Genomic DNA, 15,896 nt, shown 5'->3' on the forward strand with positions numbered 1-15,896 from the left:
CCAATCACCTTCTACCAGATAAACAAGCCAGGCGGCATAGCCAGCAGCACAAGTGGCGATTTGATATCACCATTACGGGGCGGGACAGCGCGAGACGAACGCTGATAACTGCGGTCTAGTGACCATCTTTCCCAGGTCGCCTTCCATGCACATCATTTTGGTCCGTCACGGCAAACCCGATCTTTCCAGTAAGGCTCGCTGCACCCCGCGGGAGATGAAGGACTGGGTCGCGCGCTACCAGGAGGCGCCGGTGCCGGCAGGCCAGGAGCCTGCGGAAACACGGCGGCTGGCGCAGGAGGCGGGCTATGTGGTGAGCAGCCCCCTGGGACGTTGCGTACGCTCGCTGGAATACCTGATGGGGCGCACGGACAGCCCGGTCGATGAGGTCTATGCCGAAGCGCACCTGCCTTATCTGGAACTCGATGCGCCGCGGCTGCCGGTCAAGGCCTGGCGCCTGCTGTTCAGATCCGCCTGGTTCCTGGGCTTCGCCGCCCATACCGAATCCATCGGCAGCTCTTCGGTGCGCGCTGGCCAGGCGGCCGATCGACTCATCGAACTGGCCGAACGCCACGGCTCGGTGCTGTTGCTAGGGCACGGCATCATGAACGTGCTGATCGCCTGGCAGTTGCGCAAGCGCGGCTGGCGCGGTCCACTGCATCTGCTGCTGAAGGACTACTGGAAGCCGAGCCTCTATCGCAAAGAGCAGCGCTAGGACGCGGCGCCTGGCTTCGGTCACACCGGCCACGTCCGACGGCGGCAAGGTGACCGGTAATAGCCAGGCAACCTGCCCTCTTGCCTCTTCGTTCCGCCGGAACTGTCCGCTCACTTGTCCAGCGAAGGCCCTACCAGCGCGGCGAGCTGATCGTAGACGCCGGGCGCTGCCACCAGCAGGGGATTGCCATTGACCAGGCCCTCGTTACGCAGGAAGGCGTTGTGGCGGCCGCCCGCCTCCTGGATCAGGACCAGGCCCGCCAGGCAGTCCCAGCCATGGATCAGGGTCTCGTAGTAGCCGATCAGCCGGCCGGCGGCGACGTAGGCGGTCATCAGGGCGCCCGAGCCATTGCGAAAGAACTGCCCGCCTTCGGCCAGCAGACCGGTCACGAAGGGCAGGAAGTTTTCCTTGCCACGTCTGTGGGTGGTACCCAGGCCGGTCAAGCCCTGGCGGATCTCGGTGGCGGGATGGACACGCAGTGGCTGATCGTTGACGAAGGCGCCATGCCCCCGCAGGCCATGGAAGAGTTCGTCGTGATTCGGATCCATGATCGCGCCGAGCAAGGGCTCCCCCTCGTGCATCAGGCCGATGGACACGCACCAATTGTGCAGTCCATTGAGAAAGGGCGCGGTGCCGTCGATGGGATCTATGACCCAGAGATAGGGGGCAGCCAGATCGGTTGCACCGCCCTCCTCGCCCAGCAGGCCATCCTCCGGAAAGCGCTCGCTCAGGCGTTGGCGGATGAGCTCCTCCAGCGTCTTGTCGGCGATGCTCACCACGTCCTGCAGGTCGCTGCCCTTGTGGTCCACCTGCAGCGCGCCGCGCCGGTGATAGAAGTCGAGGCCGAGTTGCGCCGCTTCCCGGGCGATCTCCTGGACGGCGCGGTAGCGTTCGGCGATGGCGGGGGCAATGTTGACCATGAAGACTCCTGGAGCAGTTGAAAAGCGCCAGGGTGCCAGCTCGGAACCAAGATGCAAATCCTCCATACGGGACGGCACCAGGTCATCGTCCTCAAGCAGAATTACGGCGTCCGGCAACCAACCCGTGTCTCCAGTCATAGTGGTACAGAATACAAATCCGCTCTCACTGTAATGCAATCTCAATTGGTCGCCTTCGCGGACATTCAATTCCAAGGCTGCGAAATCGCGCTTGAGTTGCCAGCCATCGGCGCAAGGCTGGCACCAGGCGTTGGGCACCCAACCAGAACGACCATCCACAGCTTTGCACCATGTCCAGCCCAGCATATCCGTGATCTCTTGCGAGCCATCGATTACCGGCTGAACGATATCGCCGCCTGCAACTGCCAGCGGATTTGGATAAGGTCGTTGATAGGCGAGACTGGCGCTACCTAAGGTGCCAGGAGGAAAGCGATAGAACATATGACTAATCCTTATTGACGCCGTCCTTACTCTTTAAGCTCTACCAGTACCAGGCGGTCACCACCATGTCATCTGCAAGCTGCAGGCTGTCGGGTATTGGCAGTCGATACGGCGAAATGTGGAAGCGGACCGCACCAAATCCGCCAGCAGCCGGTCAGAACATTCAAGCGCTCGATGTACCGGGAGGACGCCATGACCGCACAAACTTCGCTATTCCACGGCAATGGTCAGTTGCAGCAGTTGCGCCGACTGATTCCCAGAAAGCACTTCGAGTGTCTGGAGCGCCATCTGGAGCTGTTGTCGAGCGAATTCCCACTCTTCGATCATCCGCCACTGATGATCGACTGTCCCATCGCCGAAACCCTGGAAAACCTCGGCATCCGTGCCTTCCAGTGGCAAGGCAGCTGCGACCTGCCGCAGCGGATGGCCCTGGGTAGCGCGCTCATGGGTGAGGGGTTCATGGCCCAGTCCAGTACGCCCGAATACACCCTCTACCTCAATGCGCGTGGTGAAAAAGTCCTGTTGCGACAAGAGCCCGCTGCCAGCCAGACCTTGGTCAGCCTGGTCTCGGATTGCCCGCCGCTCTTCGCCTATCTGGCAGCCAAGCACCGCGAGCTGCTATCGGTTGACTGAACGGTTCGGCATCCGGTTGTCGGTGGTGTGACCGACCGGTACTCAGGATGACGAACGGGATCACAGTTACGCAGTAACGTCAGACTAAGAAGGAACCAAATAGGCAGGGTAATGGTAGATTCGCGCTTCGGATCTACCAGGAGACCCAAGGAATGGGAATTCGTATTCTGGCCAGTGTCATTGCGACCTTTGCAGCCCTTCACGCCCAGGCTGCCACCCTTCCCGCCGTACCGCCGCTCAAGCTGGCGGATCTTACGCTCAAGGCTCCCGCCGCAAGTACCGAGGTTCTCCCTAGCAGAGCCGACGCCCAGCCCCGTGACACTCGACAGCCAATCAATAGCGCCCGCTGGCTGAACGAACGTCAGACCTTTGTTCAAGAACAGCGTTGGGTATTCTAGTCCGTTCGATTGATGTCGACGGATGGCTTCCAATTCGTATGCTTTTTAATCCCGCCCAGGGAATGAATCGCCGTTTTCCAGGTCCGTCTGGTTCTATGGGCAGCTCACCCCGTCTGCCCTTTCGACCTGCATGCGGAGCCGTCATGAAACGCCTGTCCCTTCTCCTGTTCGCCGCGCTGTCGGCATGCAGTTCGGCGCCGACCTCTCCTCCGGCCGACCCCTCGCAATTCGGCGGCCGTACCCAGGAGCAACTCCGGCAGAGTTTCGGCTCGCCGCAGCGAGTCGCGCAGCTCGATCGCCTAGTGGTCTACGAATATCGCAACCTGCGCGCCCCGGGTAGCGCGACGCCGGTCTATTCCTTCCTCATCGAAAACGAACGGGTGATCGAATCTACCCCCGGAACCTTGCAGCTTTATCGCGAGGACGGCATCACCAAGGTCAAGGCGGAAAGCCTCTAGGCAGAGCGGACGCCCTTGCCGGAGGTTAACGCACGGCCTGGAAGGGATGTGCAAAAAAATACCGATTTTGGTGTCTTCCAGCATTTGTTTCCCAGGCGGCTACGGGCTGTAATCAGTCCGAGGCTTCCGCTGCCAAGGCCGCAATAGCCGGTCGCGTAGTGGGTTACAACAACAAGAAAAGCGTCTGCTGCATTGGCACGGGACGCGGAGTGCAAGATGAAAACCACACCAAAAGCGCTTTTATTGTCCGCTGTCACCCTCTCTGCAGGCCTGACCTTTTCACTGGCCCTTCAGGCCGCTGAAACGGTCACCATCGCCACCGTCAACAACAGTGACATGATCCGCATGCAGCGGCTGTCCAAGACCTTCGAAGAACAGCATCCCGACATCAAGCTCAACTGGGTGGTGCTCGAAGAAAACGTGCTGCGCCAGCGCCTGACCACCGACATCGCCACCCAGGGCGGTCAGTTCGACGTCCTGACCATCGGCATGTACGAGACCGGCCTCTGGGGCGCCCAGAACTGGCTGGAGCCCATGAAGGACCTGCCCGCCAACTATGACCTGGACGACCTCTTCCCGTCGGTTCGCGAAGGCCTGTCGGTCAAGGGCACCCTCTATGCGCTGCCCTTCTATGCCGAAAGCTCCATCACCTACTACCGCAAGGACCTGTTCCAGCAGGCCGGCCTGACCATGCCCGCCCAGCCCACCTGGACCCAGATCGCCGAGTTCGCCGGCAAGCTGCACCAGCCGGACAAGGACCAATACGGTCTCTGCCTGAGAGGCAAGGCCGGCTGGGGCGAGAACATGGCCCTGGTCACCACCATGGCCAACGCCTTCGGCGCGCGCTGGTTTGACGAGAAGTGGCAGCCGGAATTCACCGGTCCGGAATGGACCGCGGCGGCCAACTACTACGTCACCAACATGAAGAAGTACGGCCCGCCCGGCGCCTCCAGCAATGGCTTCAATGAGAACCTGGCGCTGTTCAACAGCGGCAAGTGCGCCATCTGGGTCGATGCCAGCGTCGCCGGCTCCTTCACCATGGACAAGAGCCAGAGCAAGGTCGCCGACAGCGTCGGCTTCGCCGGCTCGCCGCGCGAGGTCACCGACAAGGGCTCCTCCTGGCTGTACGCCTGGTCCTTGGGTATCCCGACCTCCTCCAAGCACAAGGATGCCGCCAAGACCTTCGTGACCTGGGCCACCTCCAAGGACTACGCCAAGCTGGTCGCGGACAAGGACGGCATCGCCAACGTGCCGCCGGGTACCCGCAAGTCCACTTACAGCCAGGCCTACATGGACGCGGCGCCCTTCGCCAAGGTCTCCCTGGACATGCTGCAGCACGCCGACCCGGCCCACCCTTCGGCCAAGCCGGTGCCCTATGTGGGCATCCAGTACGTGACCATTCCCGAGTTCCAGGCCATCGGCACTTCGGTGGGCAAGCTGTTCGCCGCGGCCCTTACCGGGCAGATGTCGGTCGAGCAGGCCCTGCAGGCGGCCCAGCAGTCCACCGCCCGGGAAATGAAGCGCGCCGGCTATCCCAAGTAGCGCTGGATACCGGGATCCGCCGCGCGCGGATCCCGGCCTAGCGGCTTTCCCTGCCTGATCCGCCACTGGCCTCGCGAGACGCCAGTGCCTCGTCACGGCCCACTGCCTTGCGGAGCATCGCCATGCAGACCTCCACCCTCAAGACGCCTGCCGTCGAAACTCCTGCCGCACCCGCCCGGCGTCAACGCCGTCGTGCCGGTCCCGGCTGGTTCCTGATCAGTCCTTCGGTGGCCTTGCTGCTGGTGTGGATGCTGGTGCCCCTGGGCATGACCATCTGGTTCTCGCTGATCCGCTACAACCTGCTGTATCCCGGCGAGCATGGCTTCGTCGGCCTGGAGAACTTCGAATACTTCGTCACCGATGCCGGCTTCTGGCCCGGCATGAGCAATACCTTGCTGCTGGTGGGCAGCGTGCTGCTGATCAGCGTGGTCTTCGGCGTACTGATCTCGGCGCTGCTGGAAGCCAGCGAGTTCCTTGGCCGCGGCATCGTCCGCGTCCTGCTGATCTCGCCCTTCTTCATCATGCCCACGGTCAGTGCCCTGATCTGGAAGAACCTGATCTTCCATCCGGTCTCCGGCATTCTCGCCGCGGTCTGGAAGCTGTTCGGCGCCACCCCGGTGGACTGGCTGGCCACCCATCCGCTGCTGTCGATCATCCTGATCGTCTCCTGGCAGTGGCTGCCCTTCGCCATTCTCATCCTGATGACCGCCATGCAGTCGCTGGACCAGGAGCAGAAGGAAGCGGCTCGCCTGGACGGTGCCGGTCCGCTCGCCATCTTCTGGCACCTGACCCTGCCGCACCTGGCGCGCCCCATCGCCGTGGTGGTGATGATCGAGACGATCTTCCTGCTGTCGGTGTTCGCCGAGATCTACACCACCACCAGCGGCGGCCCGGGCTTCGCCTCCACCAACCTGGCCTACCTGATCTACAACCAGGCCCTGCTGCAGTTCGACGTCGGCCTGGCCTCCGCCGGCGGCCTGATCGCCGTGCTCATCGCCAACATCGCCGCCATCATCCTGGTGCGGATGCTTGGCAAGAACCTGACCCAACAGTGAGGACCCTGACATGCTGACGCTCAAGCAATCCCGGCGCCTGCAGAGCCTGCTGCTGGGCCTGCTCGCCTGGCTGGTGGCCCTGGTGCTGTTCTTCCCGATCTTCTGGATGGTGCTGACCAGCTTCAAGACCGAGATCGACGCCTTCGCCACGCCGCCGCAGTTCTTCTTCACGCCCACGCTGGAGAACTACCTGACCATCCAGGCGCGTAGCGACTACTTCCACTTCGCGCTGAACTCGGTGGTGATCTCCTTTGGTGCCACCCTGCTCAGCCTGCTGTTGGCGCTACCGGCGGCCTACTCGATGGCCTTCCACGAGACCAAGCACACCCAGCGCCTGCTCTTGTGGATGCTCTCCACCAAGATGCTGCCGGCGGTCGGAGTGCTGGTACCCATCTACCTGCTGGCCAAGCAATTCGAACTGCTCGATAGCCGGCTGCTGCTGATCGCCGTCTACACCCTGATCAACCTGCCGATCGTGGTCTGGATGGTCTACACCTACTTCAAGGACATTCCCAAGGACATCCTCGAGGCCGCGCGCCTGGATGGCGCCACCACCTACCAGGAAATCGTCCGGGTGCTGCTGCCGATCGCCAAGGGCGGCATCGCCTCGACCATGCTGCTGTCGCTGATCCTGTGCTGGAACGAGGCCTTCTGGTCGCTCAACCTGACGTCGTCCAATGCCGCCCCCCTGACCGCGCTGATCGCCTCCTACTCCAGTCCCCAGGGACTGTTCTGGGCCAAGCTGTCGGCCGTCTCGACGCTGGCCTGCGCGCCCATCCTGATCTTTGGCTGGATCAGCCAGAAACAACTCGTCCGCGGCCTGTCGTTCGGCGCGGTGAAATAAGAACAAGAGGACTCCTGTCATGGCCAATCTGAAAATCCGCAGCCTGCGCAAGGGCTTCGACTCGCTGGAAATCATCAAGGGCGTCGACCTCGACATCAACGACCGTGAGTTCGTGGTCTTCGTCGGTCCCTCGGGTTGCGGCAAGTCCACCCTGCTGCGCCTCATCGCCGGTCTGGAAGAGGTCAGCAGCGGCACCCTGGAACTGGACGGGCGCGACATCACCGAGGTCTCGCCAGCCAAACGTGACCTGGCCATGGTGTTCCAGACCTACGCCCTCTATCCGCACATGAGCGTGCGCAAGAATCTGTCCTTCGCCCTCGATCTGGCCAAGATCGACAAGCAGGAAGTGGAGCGCAAGGTCGCCGATGCCGCCCGCATCCTCGAGCTGACGCCGCTGCTGGAGCGCAAGCCGCGTCAGCTCTCCGGTGGCCAGCGCCAGCGGGTGGCCATCGGCCGCGCCATCGTGCGCCAGCCGAAGATCTTTCTGTTCGACGAACCCCTCTCCAACCTGGACGCCGCCCTGCGCGTGCAGATGCGCCTGGAACTGGCGCGCCTGCACCAGGAATTGCAGGCCACCATGATCTACGTGACCCACGACCAGGTGGAAGCCATGACCCTGGCGACCAAGGTGGTGGTGCTCAATGGCGGCCGCGTCGAACAGGTCGGTTCGCCCCTGGAGCTCTATCACCATCCGGCCAACCTCTTCGTCGCCGGCTTCCTGGGCACGCCGAAGATGGCGTTCTTCAAGGGCAAGGTGGTGGCCACCGACGCCCAGGGCGTGGAGGTGGAGCTGGCAGCCGGTCCGCGCCTGCACCTGCCACGCCGTGGTGACGACCTCGCGATCGGCAGCCCGGTGACCCTGGGCATTCGCCCGGAACACCTGCGCCTGGCCGCCGACGGCCAGCTGCCGGTGATCAGCGACGTGGCCGAACGCCTGGGCAGCGACACCTATTGCCACATGGTCACCGAGGCCGAGGAGCCGCTGACCGTGCGCGTGCCGGGTGACTGCGCCGTGGCCTACGGCGAACGCCAGCGCCTGGCCCTGGACGTGGACTTCTGTCACCTGTTCGACGAACAGGGCCGCGCCGTGGCGCCGCTGCTGCGCCAGGCCGCCTGATCTCCCCTTCTCTCCTGGTCATGGCCGACCATGACCAGGAGCGCCTTCTGCCAGGATCCCTCTCATGAAACTCAATCGCCAGAATCTCGACCAGCTTCCCGCATACATCGCCAAGCCCTCCTACGCCGCCTGCCAGCTGCGTCAGGGTATCGTCCACATCGGCGTCGGTGGCTTCCACCGCGCCCACCAGGCCATCTACACCGAAGCCCTGCTCAACCAGGGCCGCGACCTGGACTGGAGCATCTGCGGCGTCGGCCTGCGCGCCGAGGACCGCGCCATGCGTGACGCCCTGGCCGGACAGGACTACCTCTATACCCAGGTGGTGCTGGCCGACGAGCCGGACACCGAGGTCCGCGTCGTCGGCGCCATCAGCGGCATGCTGCTGGCAGAGGAAGGCACCCAAAGGCTGATCGACAAGCTGGCCCATCCCAGCACCCGCATCGTCTCCCTCACCATCACCGAGGGCGGCTACTGCATGGATGACAGCACTGGCGAATTCAACTTCAAACTGCCGCTGATCCAGCACGACCTGCAGCATCCCGGCGATCCGCGCAGCGTCTTCGGCTTTCTGCTGGCGGCCCTGGCCAAGCGCCGCGCCGAGGGCACCGGCCCCTTCACCGTGATGTCCTGCGACAACCTTCCGCACAATGGCCAGGTGACCCGCAAGGCCCTGCTGGCCTACGCCGGCCTGGTAGACGAAGAGCTGCACGGCTGGATCGCCGAGCACGTCAGCTTCCCTAACGCCATGGTCGATCGCATCACCCCCATGACCAGCACCGCCCATCGCGAGGCCCTGCTGGCCGAACACGGCGTCGAGGATGCCTGGCCGGTGGTCTGCGAGCCCTTCCTGCAGTGGGTGCTGGAAGACAGGTTCGTTGCCGGTCGTCCGGCCTGGGAAGACGTCGGCGTCCAGTTCACCGATGACGTCACCCCCTACGAGGAGATGAAGATCAAGCTGCTCAACGGCAGCCACCTAGCGCTGACCTACCTCGGCTTCCTCAAGGGCTATCGCTTCGTCCACGAGACCATGGCCGATCCGTTGTTTGTACGCTACATCCGCACCTACATGGACGAGGACGTGACCCCGCAGCTGGCGCCGGTTCCGGGCATCGACCTCGACCAGTACAAGGACACCCTGATCGAGCGCTTCTCCAATCGCGCGATCGCCGACCAGCTGGAGCGGGTCTGCTCCGACGGTTCCTCGAAGTTTCCCAAGTTCACCGTGCCGACCATCAACCGCCTGATCGAGGACGGCAAGGACCTGGATCGCGCCGCCCTGGTGGTGGCCGCCTGGGCGGTCTATCTGCGGGGCGTGGACGAGACCGGGGCGACCTATCGCATCCCCGATCCGCGCGCCAACTACTGCGAGGAACTGGTGCAGGATCAGAAGAACCTTACCGAGCGCCTGCTGGGCGCCGAAGAAATCTTCGGCAAGCACATCCCGAAATCCGCGGCCTTCGTTGCCGCCTTCGAGCGGCAGCTGTACAACTTGCGTACCCATGGGGTCAGCGCCACCTTGCAGACCCTGCTCGGCGACTAGCCCTGGCAGAAAACTGCCGGGGCAGTGTCGATAGTCCATACAAGCCCTAACAACAACAAGGAGCGGTCAGGCATGAAGTTTCTCGGGATCGACTGCGGTACCCAGGGCACCAAGGCGGTGATCCTGGATGTCGAGCGCGGCGTGGTACTGGGCGAAGGCAGTGCGCCGCACCCCTTGACCGAGGCCGCCAACGGCCGTCGCGAGCAGAATCCGGCGGACTGGATCAGGGCACTGGTAGCGGCTACCCGCGCCGCCCTGGCCCAGGCCGGCAGCGATGGCCAGGACATCCTCGGTGTTGGCGTCTCGGGCCAGCAGCATGGTCTGGTGCTGCTCGACGACAGCGGCAAGGTGCTGCGTCCGGCCAAGCTCTGGTGCGACACCGAGTCCACCCCGGAAAACCAGCGTCTGCTGGAGCATCTCGGTGGCGCGGCAGGCTCCATCGAGCGCCTGGGTCTGGCCATCGCGCCGGGCTACACCGTCTCCAAGCTGCTCTGGACCAAGGAACAGCACCCGGAGGTGTTCGACCGGATCGCCCAGGTGCTGCTGCCCCACGATTACCTGAACTTCTGGCTGACCGGCCGCGCCGTGGCCGAATACGGCGACGCCTCGGGCACCGGCTATTTCAATGTGCGCACGCGCCAGTACGACCTGGAGCTGCTGCGCCATATCGACCCCAGTGGTCGCCTGGAGCGCGCCCTGCCGGAGTTGATCGAAGCCGACCAGCCGGTCGGGCGGCTGCGGCCGGAGGTCGCCAGCCAACTGGGCATCAATCCCCAGGCGCTGGTCTCCAGCGGTGGCGGTGACAACATGATGGGCGCCCTTGGCACCGGCAACAGCCGCGCCGGCCAGATCACCCTGAGCCTGGGCACCTCGGGTACTCTCTATGGCTACTCCGACGAACCCCGCATCAGCGAGCACCCCGCCGTCGCGGGCTTCTGCTCGTCCAATGGCGGCTGGCTGCCGCTGATCTGCACCATGAACCTGACCAACGCCAGCGGCCAGATCCGCGAGTTGCTCGGCCTGGACCTGGCCGAATTCACCCGTCTGGTGGCGGAGTCGCCCATCGGCGCGGAAGGGGTGCTGATGTTGCCCTTCCTCAATGGCGAACGGGTCCCGGCGCTACCGACCGCCACCGCCAGCCTGCATGGCCTCACCGCCACCAACCTGACCCAAGCCAACCTGTGCCGGGCGGTGGTCGAGGGAGTGAGCTTCGCCCTGAGATACGGCTTCGACCTGCTGCGCGACCTGGGCATGCCCGGCGACACCCTGAGACTCATCGGCGGCGGCGCCAGGAGCCCGGTGTGGCGCCAGCTGATCGCCGATCTGATGAACACCCCGGTGGTCTGCCCGATCCACGGCGAAGCCGCGGCCCTGGGTGGCGCCTTGCAGGCGGCCTGGTGCTGGAGTCGCGAACAGGGTCATCCGGAGTCGCTCGACAGCCTCACCGAACGCTGCGTGCACCTGGACCCGGCCAGCCGCGCCGAACCGGATCCCGCACGGGTCACCGAATACGAGGCGGCCTACCAGCGCTACCGGCAGCAGCTGCGTGAGAGCTACGGAATAGCCTAGCGGGCGGAGGGGGTGGAAAACGCCAGGCGGTTTTCACCCCATGGAGACTCAGCCGTAGGTTGGGCTGAGCACCGCGAAGCCCAACAAAACACAGCCGTACCTTTACATCGTTGGGCTTCGCTGCGCTCAGCACCAACCTACGTCTCAGGCCTTGCCGATCGGCACGAAGGGCGCATCCAGCAGCCGGGCGAGGTCCGTCGGTGCCAGGGCCACTTCCAGTCCGCGGCGCCCCGCACTGACATGGATGCTCGGCAGCTCCGCGGCGGACTCGTCGATGAAGGTGCGCAGCCGCTTCTTCTGCCCCAGCGGACTGATGCCACCCACTAGGTAACCAGTGCTGCGCTGGGCCTGGTCGGGCTTGGCCATCTCCAGCTTCTTCACCCCGGCCGCCTGGGCCAGGGCCTTGAGATCCAGGGAGCCGGCGACCGGCACGATGGCCACCAGCAATTCCTGCTTCTCGCTCGCCGCCAGTAGGGTCTTGAACACCGTCGCCGGCGCCAGACCGAGTTTCTCGGCGGCTTCCAGGCCATAGGAGGCGGCCTTGGGATCATGGTGGTAGCTCAGCACCTCGTGAGGCACCTGGGCTTTCTTGAGCAGTTCTATCGCCGGGGTCATGCCAGCACTCCTTGGGGATCGGCCACCTCAGCCCGCCCGCGGCCCTGCGCCTTGGCCCGGTAGAGGGCGAAGTCGGCAGCCTGCAGCCAGTGGGCAACGTCATCGTAGGCCCGGTCGAATCCGGCGACGCCGCAGCTCATGCCGACCCGCACGTTCTGGCGCTCGCCGGGGCTGCCCGCCTGCATCTCGTGGAGGCGCTCCTGCAGGCGGCGAATCAGATCCAGGGCCCGTTCGGGTGAGGTGTCGGGCAAGAGGATACCGAATTCATCGCCACCAAAACGACCGGCCAGGTCGCTGGTGCGGATGGTCCGGGCCAGCAGGCCGGAAAACTGGCGCAGCATCTCGTCACCGGCCTGGTGGCCGAAGCGATCGTTGACCAGCTTGAAGTTGTCCAGGTCGATCATCACCAGGCTGGCCTCTGCGCCACTGCGCTTGCAGCGGGCGAACTCACGCTGCAGCAGCTGATCCCAGTGCGTTCTGTTGTGCAGACCGGTCATGCCATCCTGCTTGCTGATCAGCTCCAGCTCCTGCTTGCGCCGCGACAGCTGCTGCGCCAGGCGAAAGCTCACCAGGCCCAGGGCCCAGGGGTAGGCGATGATCATCGGCAGGCAGGCATAGATCTGCGCGGTGGAGGTCTGGATGGCGACCGGATGGCGCAGCACCACGAGACCGACGAGGACGCCCGCCAGCTGTGCGAGCAGCCCCCGGCGCCAGAACGCCAGGCCACCGGCGCCGAGCATGTTCATACCGGTCATGGCGAGCAGGGTCACGCTGGGCAGGAGATTGAAGCCCATGCTCGCTGCCCAGAAGCCGGCCGAGCCGCAGTCCAGCAGCAGATTGCCCAGTTCGGTGCGATAGGGGTCGCGAGCGCGCACCGCTCGCCAGTAGGCCAGCGGTGACCAGAGCAGCGCATTGGCCAGCAGCAGGATCCATAGCCCGATGGACACCGGCTGGGTGATCTGCACCGAGACGATGCAACTCAGGCTGAGCAGCAGACCGACCGCACGGGGTAGCCAGAGCCGCCGAGCGAAACCGCGGCCACGCGTGAGCACATCTGGCATTGGCGATCCCCACTGCGACGGACGATGGAAGGTCGCGCATTATCAGTGGATAAGGGCAAAACGCCAGCGACCCGCGACTTCAACGTCGCTTTCCGATCGTTGCGACGCGCCTAGACAGTGCCAGAAGGAAACATCGGGTGACACGCACACCGGACGAACAGCCTTGAACCTCGGCCTGACCGGCCTCATCCAATGGTCAGGCCCGTCAAAAAGAGGAAGCCGCATGCAAGTCCAAGTGAACAGTGACCACAACATCGAAAGCAGTGCCGGTTTGCAGAATTGGGTGGCGTCCGTGGTGGAAGACCGCCTGGATCGCTTCGACGAACTCCTGACCCGTGTCGAGGTGCACCTCAACGACGAGAACGCCGGCAAGTCGGGCGCCCAGGACAAGCGCTGCCAGATGGAAGCGCGCATCAAGGGCCATCAACCCCTCTCGGTCACCCACAAGGCCGAGTCTCTCGATCTGGCCGTGGATGGCGCGGCGGACAAGCTGTTGCGAGCCATCACCAACCTGTCCGGTAAGCTTGAGAAAAAGCGCCTTTCCGGTGGCGAACTCAATGACCCCCTGGCCCTGGAGGATTCCGCAGAGTTCCAGGACTCCTTGCGGCAGGACGAATTCCTTGAACGGGAGCAACTGGCTCACGATCATGAGTTGAAGTAAGGCAACCTCGCGCTTCAGCCTACAACCGGGGCCGCTCATCGAGCGGCCCCGGTCTTTTCCACCCCGGTAAAAAGGATGCTCCATGCCCTCCCCCTTTCGCGTCGCCCTGATCGGCTATGGCTTCGTCGGTCAGACCTTCCACGGCCCGCTGCTGCGTTCCATCCCCGGCCTCACCCTGGAACTGGTGGCCTCGCGGGACGCCGAGCGGGTGCACGCCGATCTGCCCGAGATACGGGTGACTGCGGATTACCTGGCGGCCGTGCAGGATCCGGCCATCGACCTGGTGGTGATCGCCTCGCCCAACCAGACCCATGCGCCCCTCGCCAGCGCCGCCCTGGCCGCCGGCAAGCACGTGGTGGTCGATAAACCCTTTACCGTCACCCTCGCCGAAGCCCGACAACTGGCCGCCGAAGCCGAACAGGCCGGGCGGTTGCTGTCAGTGTTCCAGAATCGCCGTTGGGACAGTGATTTTCTCGGACTGCAGGAGGTGCTGGCCAGCGGCGCCCTGGGCGAACTGACCAGCCTGGAATCGCGCATTGAACGCTTTCGCCCCGAGGTGCGCACGCGTTGGCGCGAAGCGGCGCTGCCCGGCAGCGGTCTCTGGTTCGATCTTGGCCCCCATCTGCTGGATCAGGCGCTCTGCCTGTTCGGTCTGCCCGAGCGCCTGCAGGCGCAGCTGGTGCGGCAGCGTGCCGAGGCCCTCACCGACGACTGGTTCCAGGTGCAACTGGACTACGGCGCCCGCCAGGTGACCCTGAGAGCCGGGATGCTGGCTGCTGGCGGTGTGCCGCGCTTTCTCGCCCAGGGTACCGCGGGCAGCTGGATCAAGCAGGGAGCGGATCGCCAGGAAGACGCGCTCAAGGCCGGCGTGCGCCCCGGTGGTCCGGACTGGGGCCAGGACCCTGATTCTGGCTGGCTCACCACGGGCGATGGCGAACGCCAGGCGTTGCCGACGCCAGCGGGCGATCACCGCCGCTACTACCTTGCCCTGGTCGAGGCTCTTGCCGGGCGCGCCGCCAATCCCGTCCCTCCCGCCCAGGCCTGCGCCCTCATGGCCCTGCTGGAAGCGGCACAGCGTTCCTCGGCGGAAGGTCGGGCGCTAGTGCCCGAGCTCACGGCTGCCGAACGCGCGTCCTACTGACCCGCCACCCACTGCGGACGCCGTCCCGCCAGGCGTTCGCCCAGCTGGCGCAGGGTGCGCGAGAGACGCCGCTCGATCCACTCGTAGCTGCCCCAGGCCAGCAGCAGGATCACCGGCAGGCAGACCGCCAGGGTCTGGTAGGGGCTCAGCCCCCACTGCTGGTGCAGCCAGTAGTCGCCCAGCCAGAGCACGATGACGTGCACCAGGTAGACCGAATAGGACCAGTCCCCCAGTGCCTTGCACAGGCGTGAGCCGGCGAACCAGGGTTCGAGGATCACGCAGGCGCCCACCAGGACCGCGCTGGGCACGCCCCAAGTCAGCAGCCGCCAGGGATGGTCCGCCGGAAAGGCCACCAGACAGACCAGTGCCGCCAGAGCAGCCGTCAGGGCCAGCGGCTTGGAGCCGCGCAGGGCGCCGCGCCGATAGAGCGCCGCCAGGCTCACGCCTAGCAGGAACTCGAAGATGATCGGATTGCGATAGAAACTGCTGACGAAGGACTCGCGGGCCAGCACCAGGCTGACGAGGATCACCAGCAGGCTGACCACCCCGATGCGCCAGCGCTCGGCCACGCCAAAGGACAGGGCGAACAGCAGGTAGAACAGCATCTCGAAGTTGAGCGTCCAGCCCACCGGCAGGATCGGGTAGTGGCCGAAGCCCGCCGGATTCTCGCTGGGAATGAAGAACAGCGAGAGCAGCAGTTCCCGTGCAGCGATCCCGTAGACCGGCATCACGTCGCTGGCCAGATAGAGGATCAGCGCCGTCACCGCGGTGTACAGCCAATAGGCCGGGACGATGCGGGCGATACGGTGCCAGAGGAAGGTGCTGCGCCTGAGCGATCGGCCGGCGGTGGACAGGTAGATCACGAAGCCGCTGAGCACGAAGAAGATATCGACCCCGACCTGCCCCCGGGTGGAGAGCAGATGGCCGCCGAAGCTGTCGGCGTGGAAGTCGAAGAACACCTGCATGAAGTGATGAAAGACCACCAGCCAGGCGGCCAGGGCCCTGAGAGCTTGCAGTGAAACCAGCATTGTAGAACCTGTCCCTCCTCGTCCCGCCAGGCACGACCCAGCGCCGCGCCGTCATTGTGGACGGCATGGGCAGGTCGGGTGTTCCTGGGAAAAGGCGGGATTGCGCCGGATCACAGGCTGAACGGATCGATGCTCGACCCGTT

The 15,896-nt window shown here is 64.6% G+C and carries 15 protein-coding genes and 1 pseudogene; 11 read left to right on the forward strand and 5 right to left on the reverse strand.

The features are described 5' to 3' along the window. Positions 1-145: 145 nt before the first annotated feature. On the forward strand, positions 146-712 hold the full coding sequence (locus NRG74_RS10325; RefSeq protein ID WP_017638911.1) for a histidine phosphatase family protein: 567 nt from the start codon (positions 146-148) through the stop codon (positions 710-712). A gap of 110 nt (positions 713-822) precedes the next feature. Here NRG74_RS10325 and NRG74_RS10330 read toward each other — a convergent pair whose 3' ends face one another. Continuing rightward, on the reverse strand, positions 823-1,632 hold the full coding sequence (locus tag NRG74_RS10330; RefSeq protein ID WP_093249767.1) for an inositol monophosphatase family protein: 810 nt from the start codon (positions 1,630-1,632) through the stop codon (positions 823-825). Between the two features lie 309 nt (positions 1,633-1,941). Next, positions 1,942-2,091 (reverse strand): annotated as a pseudogene (locus NRG74_RS24470) (hypothetical protein); the annotation flags it as partial. A 192-nt stretch (positions 2,092-2,283) separates the two neighbouring features. On the opposite strand from NRG74_RS24470, the gene NRG74_RS10335 reads away from it, so the two are divergent. From NRG74_RS10335 to xylB, 8 genes are all read left to right on the forward strand, one after another. After that, on the forward strand, positions 2,284-2,724 hold the full coding sequence (locus tag NRG74_RS10335) for a hypothetical protein (RefSeq protein ID WP_017638913.1): 441 nt from the start codon (positions 2,284-2,286) through the stop codon (positions 2,722-2,724). Positions 2,725-3,265: 541 nt separating this feature from the next. Further along, positions 3,266-3,580 (forward strand): hypothetical protein, encoded by a 315-nt coding sequence (locus NRG74_RS10340; protein WP_064306661.1) that lies wholly within the window; start codon positions 3,266-3,268, stop codon positions 3,578-3,580. Between the two features lie 216 nt (positions 3,581-3,796). Beyond that, positions 3,797-5,122: an ABC transporter substrate-binding protein gene (locus NRG74_RS10345; protein WP_068385265.1), complete on the forward strand. Its 1,326-nt coding sequence runs from the start codon at positions 3,797-3,799 to the stop codon at positions 5,120-5,122. 122 nt (positions 5,123-5,244) lie between these two features. Next, the gene (locus NRG74_RS10350) at positions 5,245-6,177 is read left to right on the forward strand and encodes a carbohydrate ABC transporter permease (protein WP_064306663.1); all 933 of its coding nucleotides are present in this window, start codon (positions 5,245-5,247) and stop codon (positions 6,175-6,177) included. Between the two features lie 10 nt (positions 6,178-6,187). Beyond that, positions 6,188-7,021, forward strand: a complete 834-nt coding sequence (locus NRG74_RS10355; RefSeq protein ID WP_064306664.1) for a carbohydrate ABC transporter permease — start codon at positions 6,188-6,190, stop codon at positions 7,019-7,021. A 19-nt stretch (positions 7,022-7,040) separates the two neighbouring features. After that, positions 7,041-8,138 carry an ABC transporter ATP-binding protein gene (locus NRG74_RS10360; RefSeq protein WP_257706445.1) on the forward strand — a complete coding sequence of 366 codons (1,098 nt, stop codon included), beginning with the start codon at positions 7,041-7,043 and terminating at the stop codon, positions 8,136-8,138. A 64-nt stretch (positions 8,139-8,202) separates the two neighbouring features. Continuing rightward, positions 8,203-9,678, forward strand: coding sequence for a mannitol dehydrogenase family protein (locus NRG74_RS10365; protein WP_257706446.1), 1,476 nt, complete (start codon positions 8,203-8,205; stop codon positions 9,676-9,678). A gap of 72 nt (positions 9,679-9,750) precedes the next feature. After that, the gene (gene xylB, locus NRG74_RS10370) at positions 9,751-11,247 is read left to right on the forward strand and encodes a xylulokinase (RefSeq protein ID WP_257706447.1); all 1,497 of its coding nucleotides are present in this window, start codon (positions 9,751-9,753) and stop codon (positions 11,245-11,247) included. A gap of 144 nt (positions 11,248-11,391) precedes the next feature. Here xylB and ybaK read toward each other — a convergent pair whose 3' ends face one another. Further along, positions 11,392-11,862 (reverse strand): Cys-tRNA(Pro) deacylase, encoded by a 471-nt coding sequence (gene ybaK, locus NRG74_RS10375; RefSeq protein ID WP_257706448.1) that lies wholly within the window; start codon positions 11,860-11,862, stop codon positions 11,392-11,394. Next, positions 11,859-12,923: a diguanylate cyclase gene (locus tag NRG74_RS10380; protein WP_257706449.1), complete on the reverse strand. Its 1,065-nt coding sequence runs from the start codon at positions 12,921-12,923 to the stop codon at positions 11,859-11,861. The genes ybaK and NRG74_RS10380 overlap by 4 nt, the downstream gene beginning before the upstream one ends. Before the next feature lie 223 nt (positions 12,924-13,146). On the opposite strand from NRG74_RS10380, the gene NRG74_RS10385 reads away from it, so the two are divergent. Together NRG74_RS10385 and NRG74_RS10390 are read left to right on the forward strand one after the other, a co-directional pair. Beyond that, the gene (locus tag NRG74_RS10385; protein WP_064306670.1) at positions 13,147-13,584 is read left to right on the forward strand and encodes an HPF/RaiA family ribosome-associated protein; all 438 of its coding nucleotides are present in this window, start codon (positions 13,147-13,149) and stop codon (positions 13,582-13,584) included. Positions 13,585-13,666: 82 nt separating this feature from the next. Further along, entirely contained in the window at positions 13,667-14,725 is a 1,059-nt protein-coding gene (locus NRG74_RS10390; RefSeq protein WP_257706450.1) for an oxidoreductase, read from the forward strand. Here the strand turns inward: NRG74_RS10390 and NRG74_RS10395 are convergent. Next, positions 14,719-15,753, reverse strand: a complete 1,035-nt coding sequence (locus tag NRG74_RS10395) for an acyltransferase family protein (RefSeq protein ID WP_257706451.1) — start codon at positions 15,751-15,753, stop codon at positions 14,719-14,721. The two genes, NRG74_RS10390 and NRG74_RS10395, sit on opposite strands and share 7 nt — an antisense overlap. Positions 15,754-15,896 lie beyond the last annotated feature (143 nt).

The sequence above is a fragment of the Pseudomonas oryzihabitans genome, from assembly GCF_024652905.1.
In the GTDB taxonomy this organism is placed as follows: Bacteria; Pseudomonadota; Gammaproteobacteria; order Pseudomonadales; family Pseudomonadaceae; genus Chryseomonas; species Chryseomonas benzopyrenica.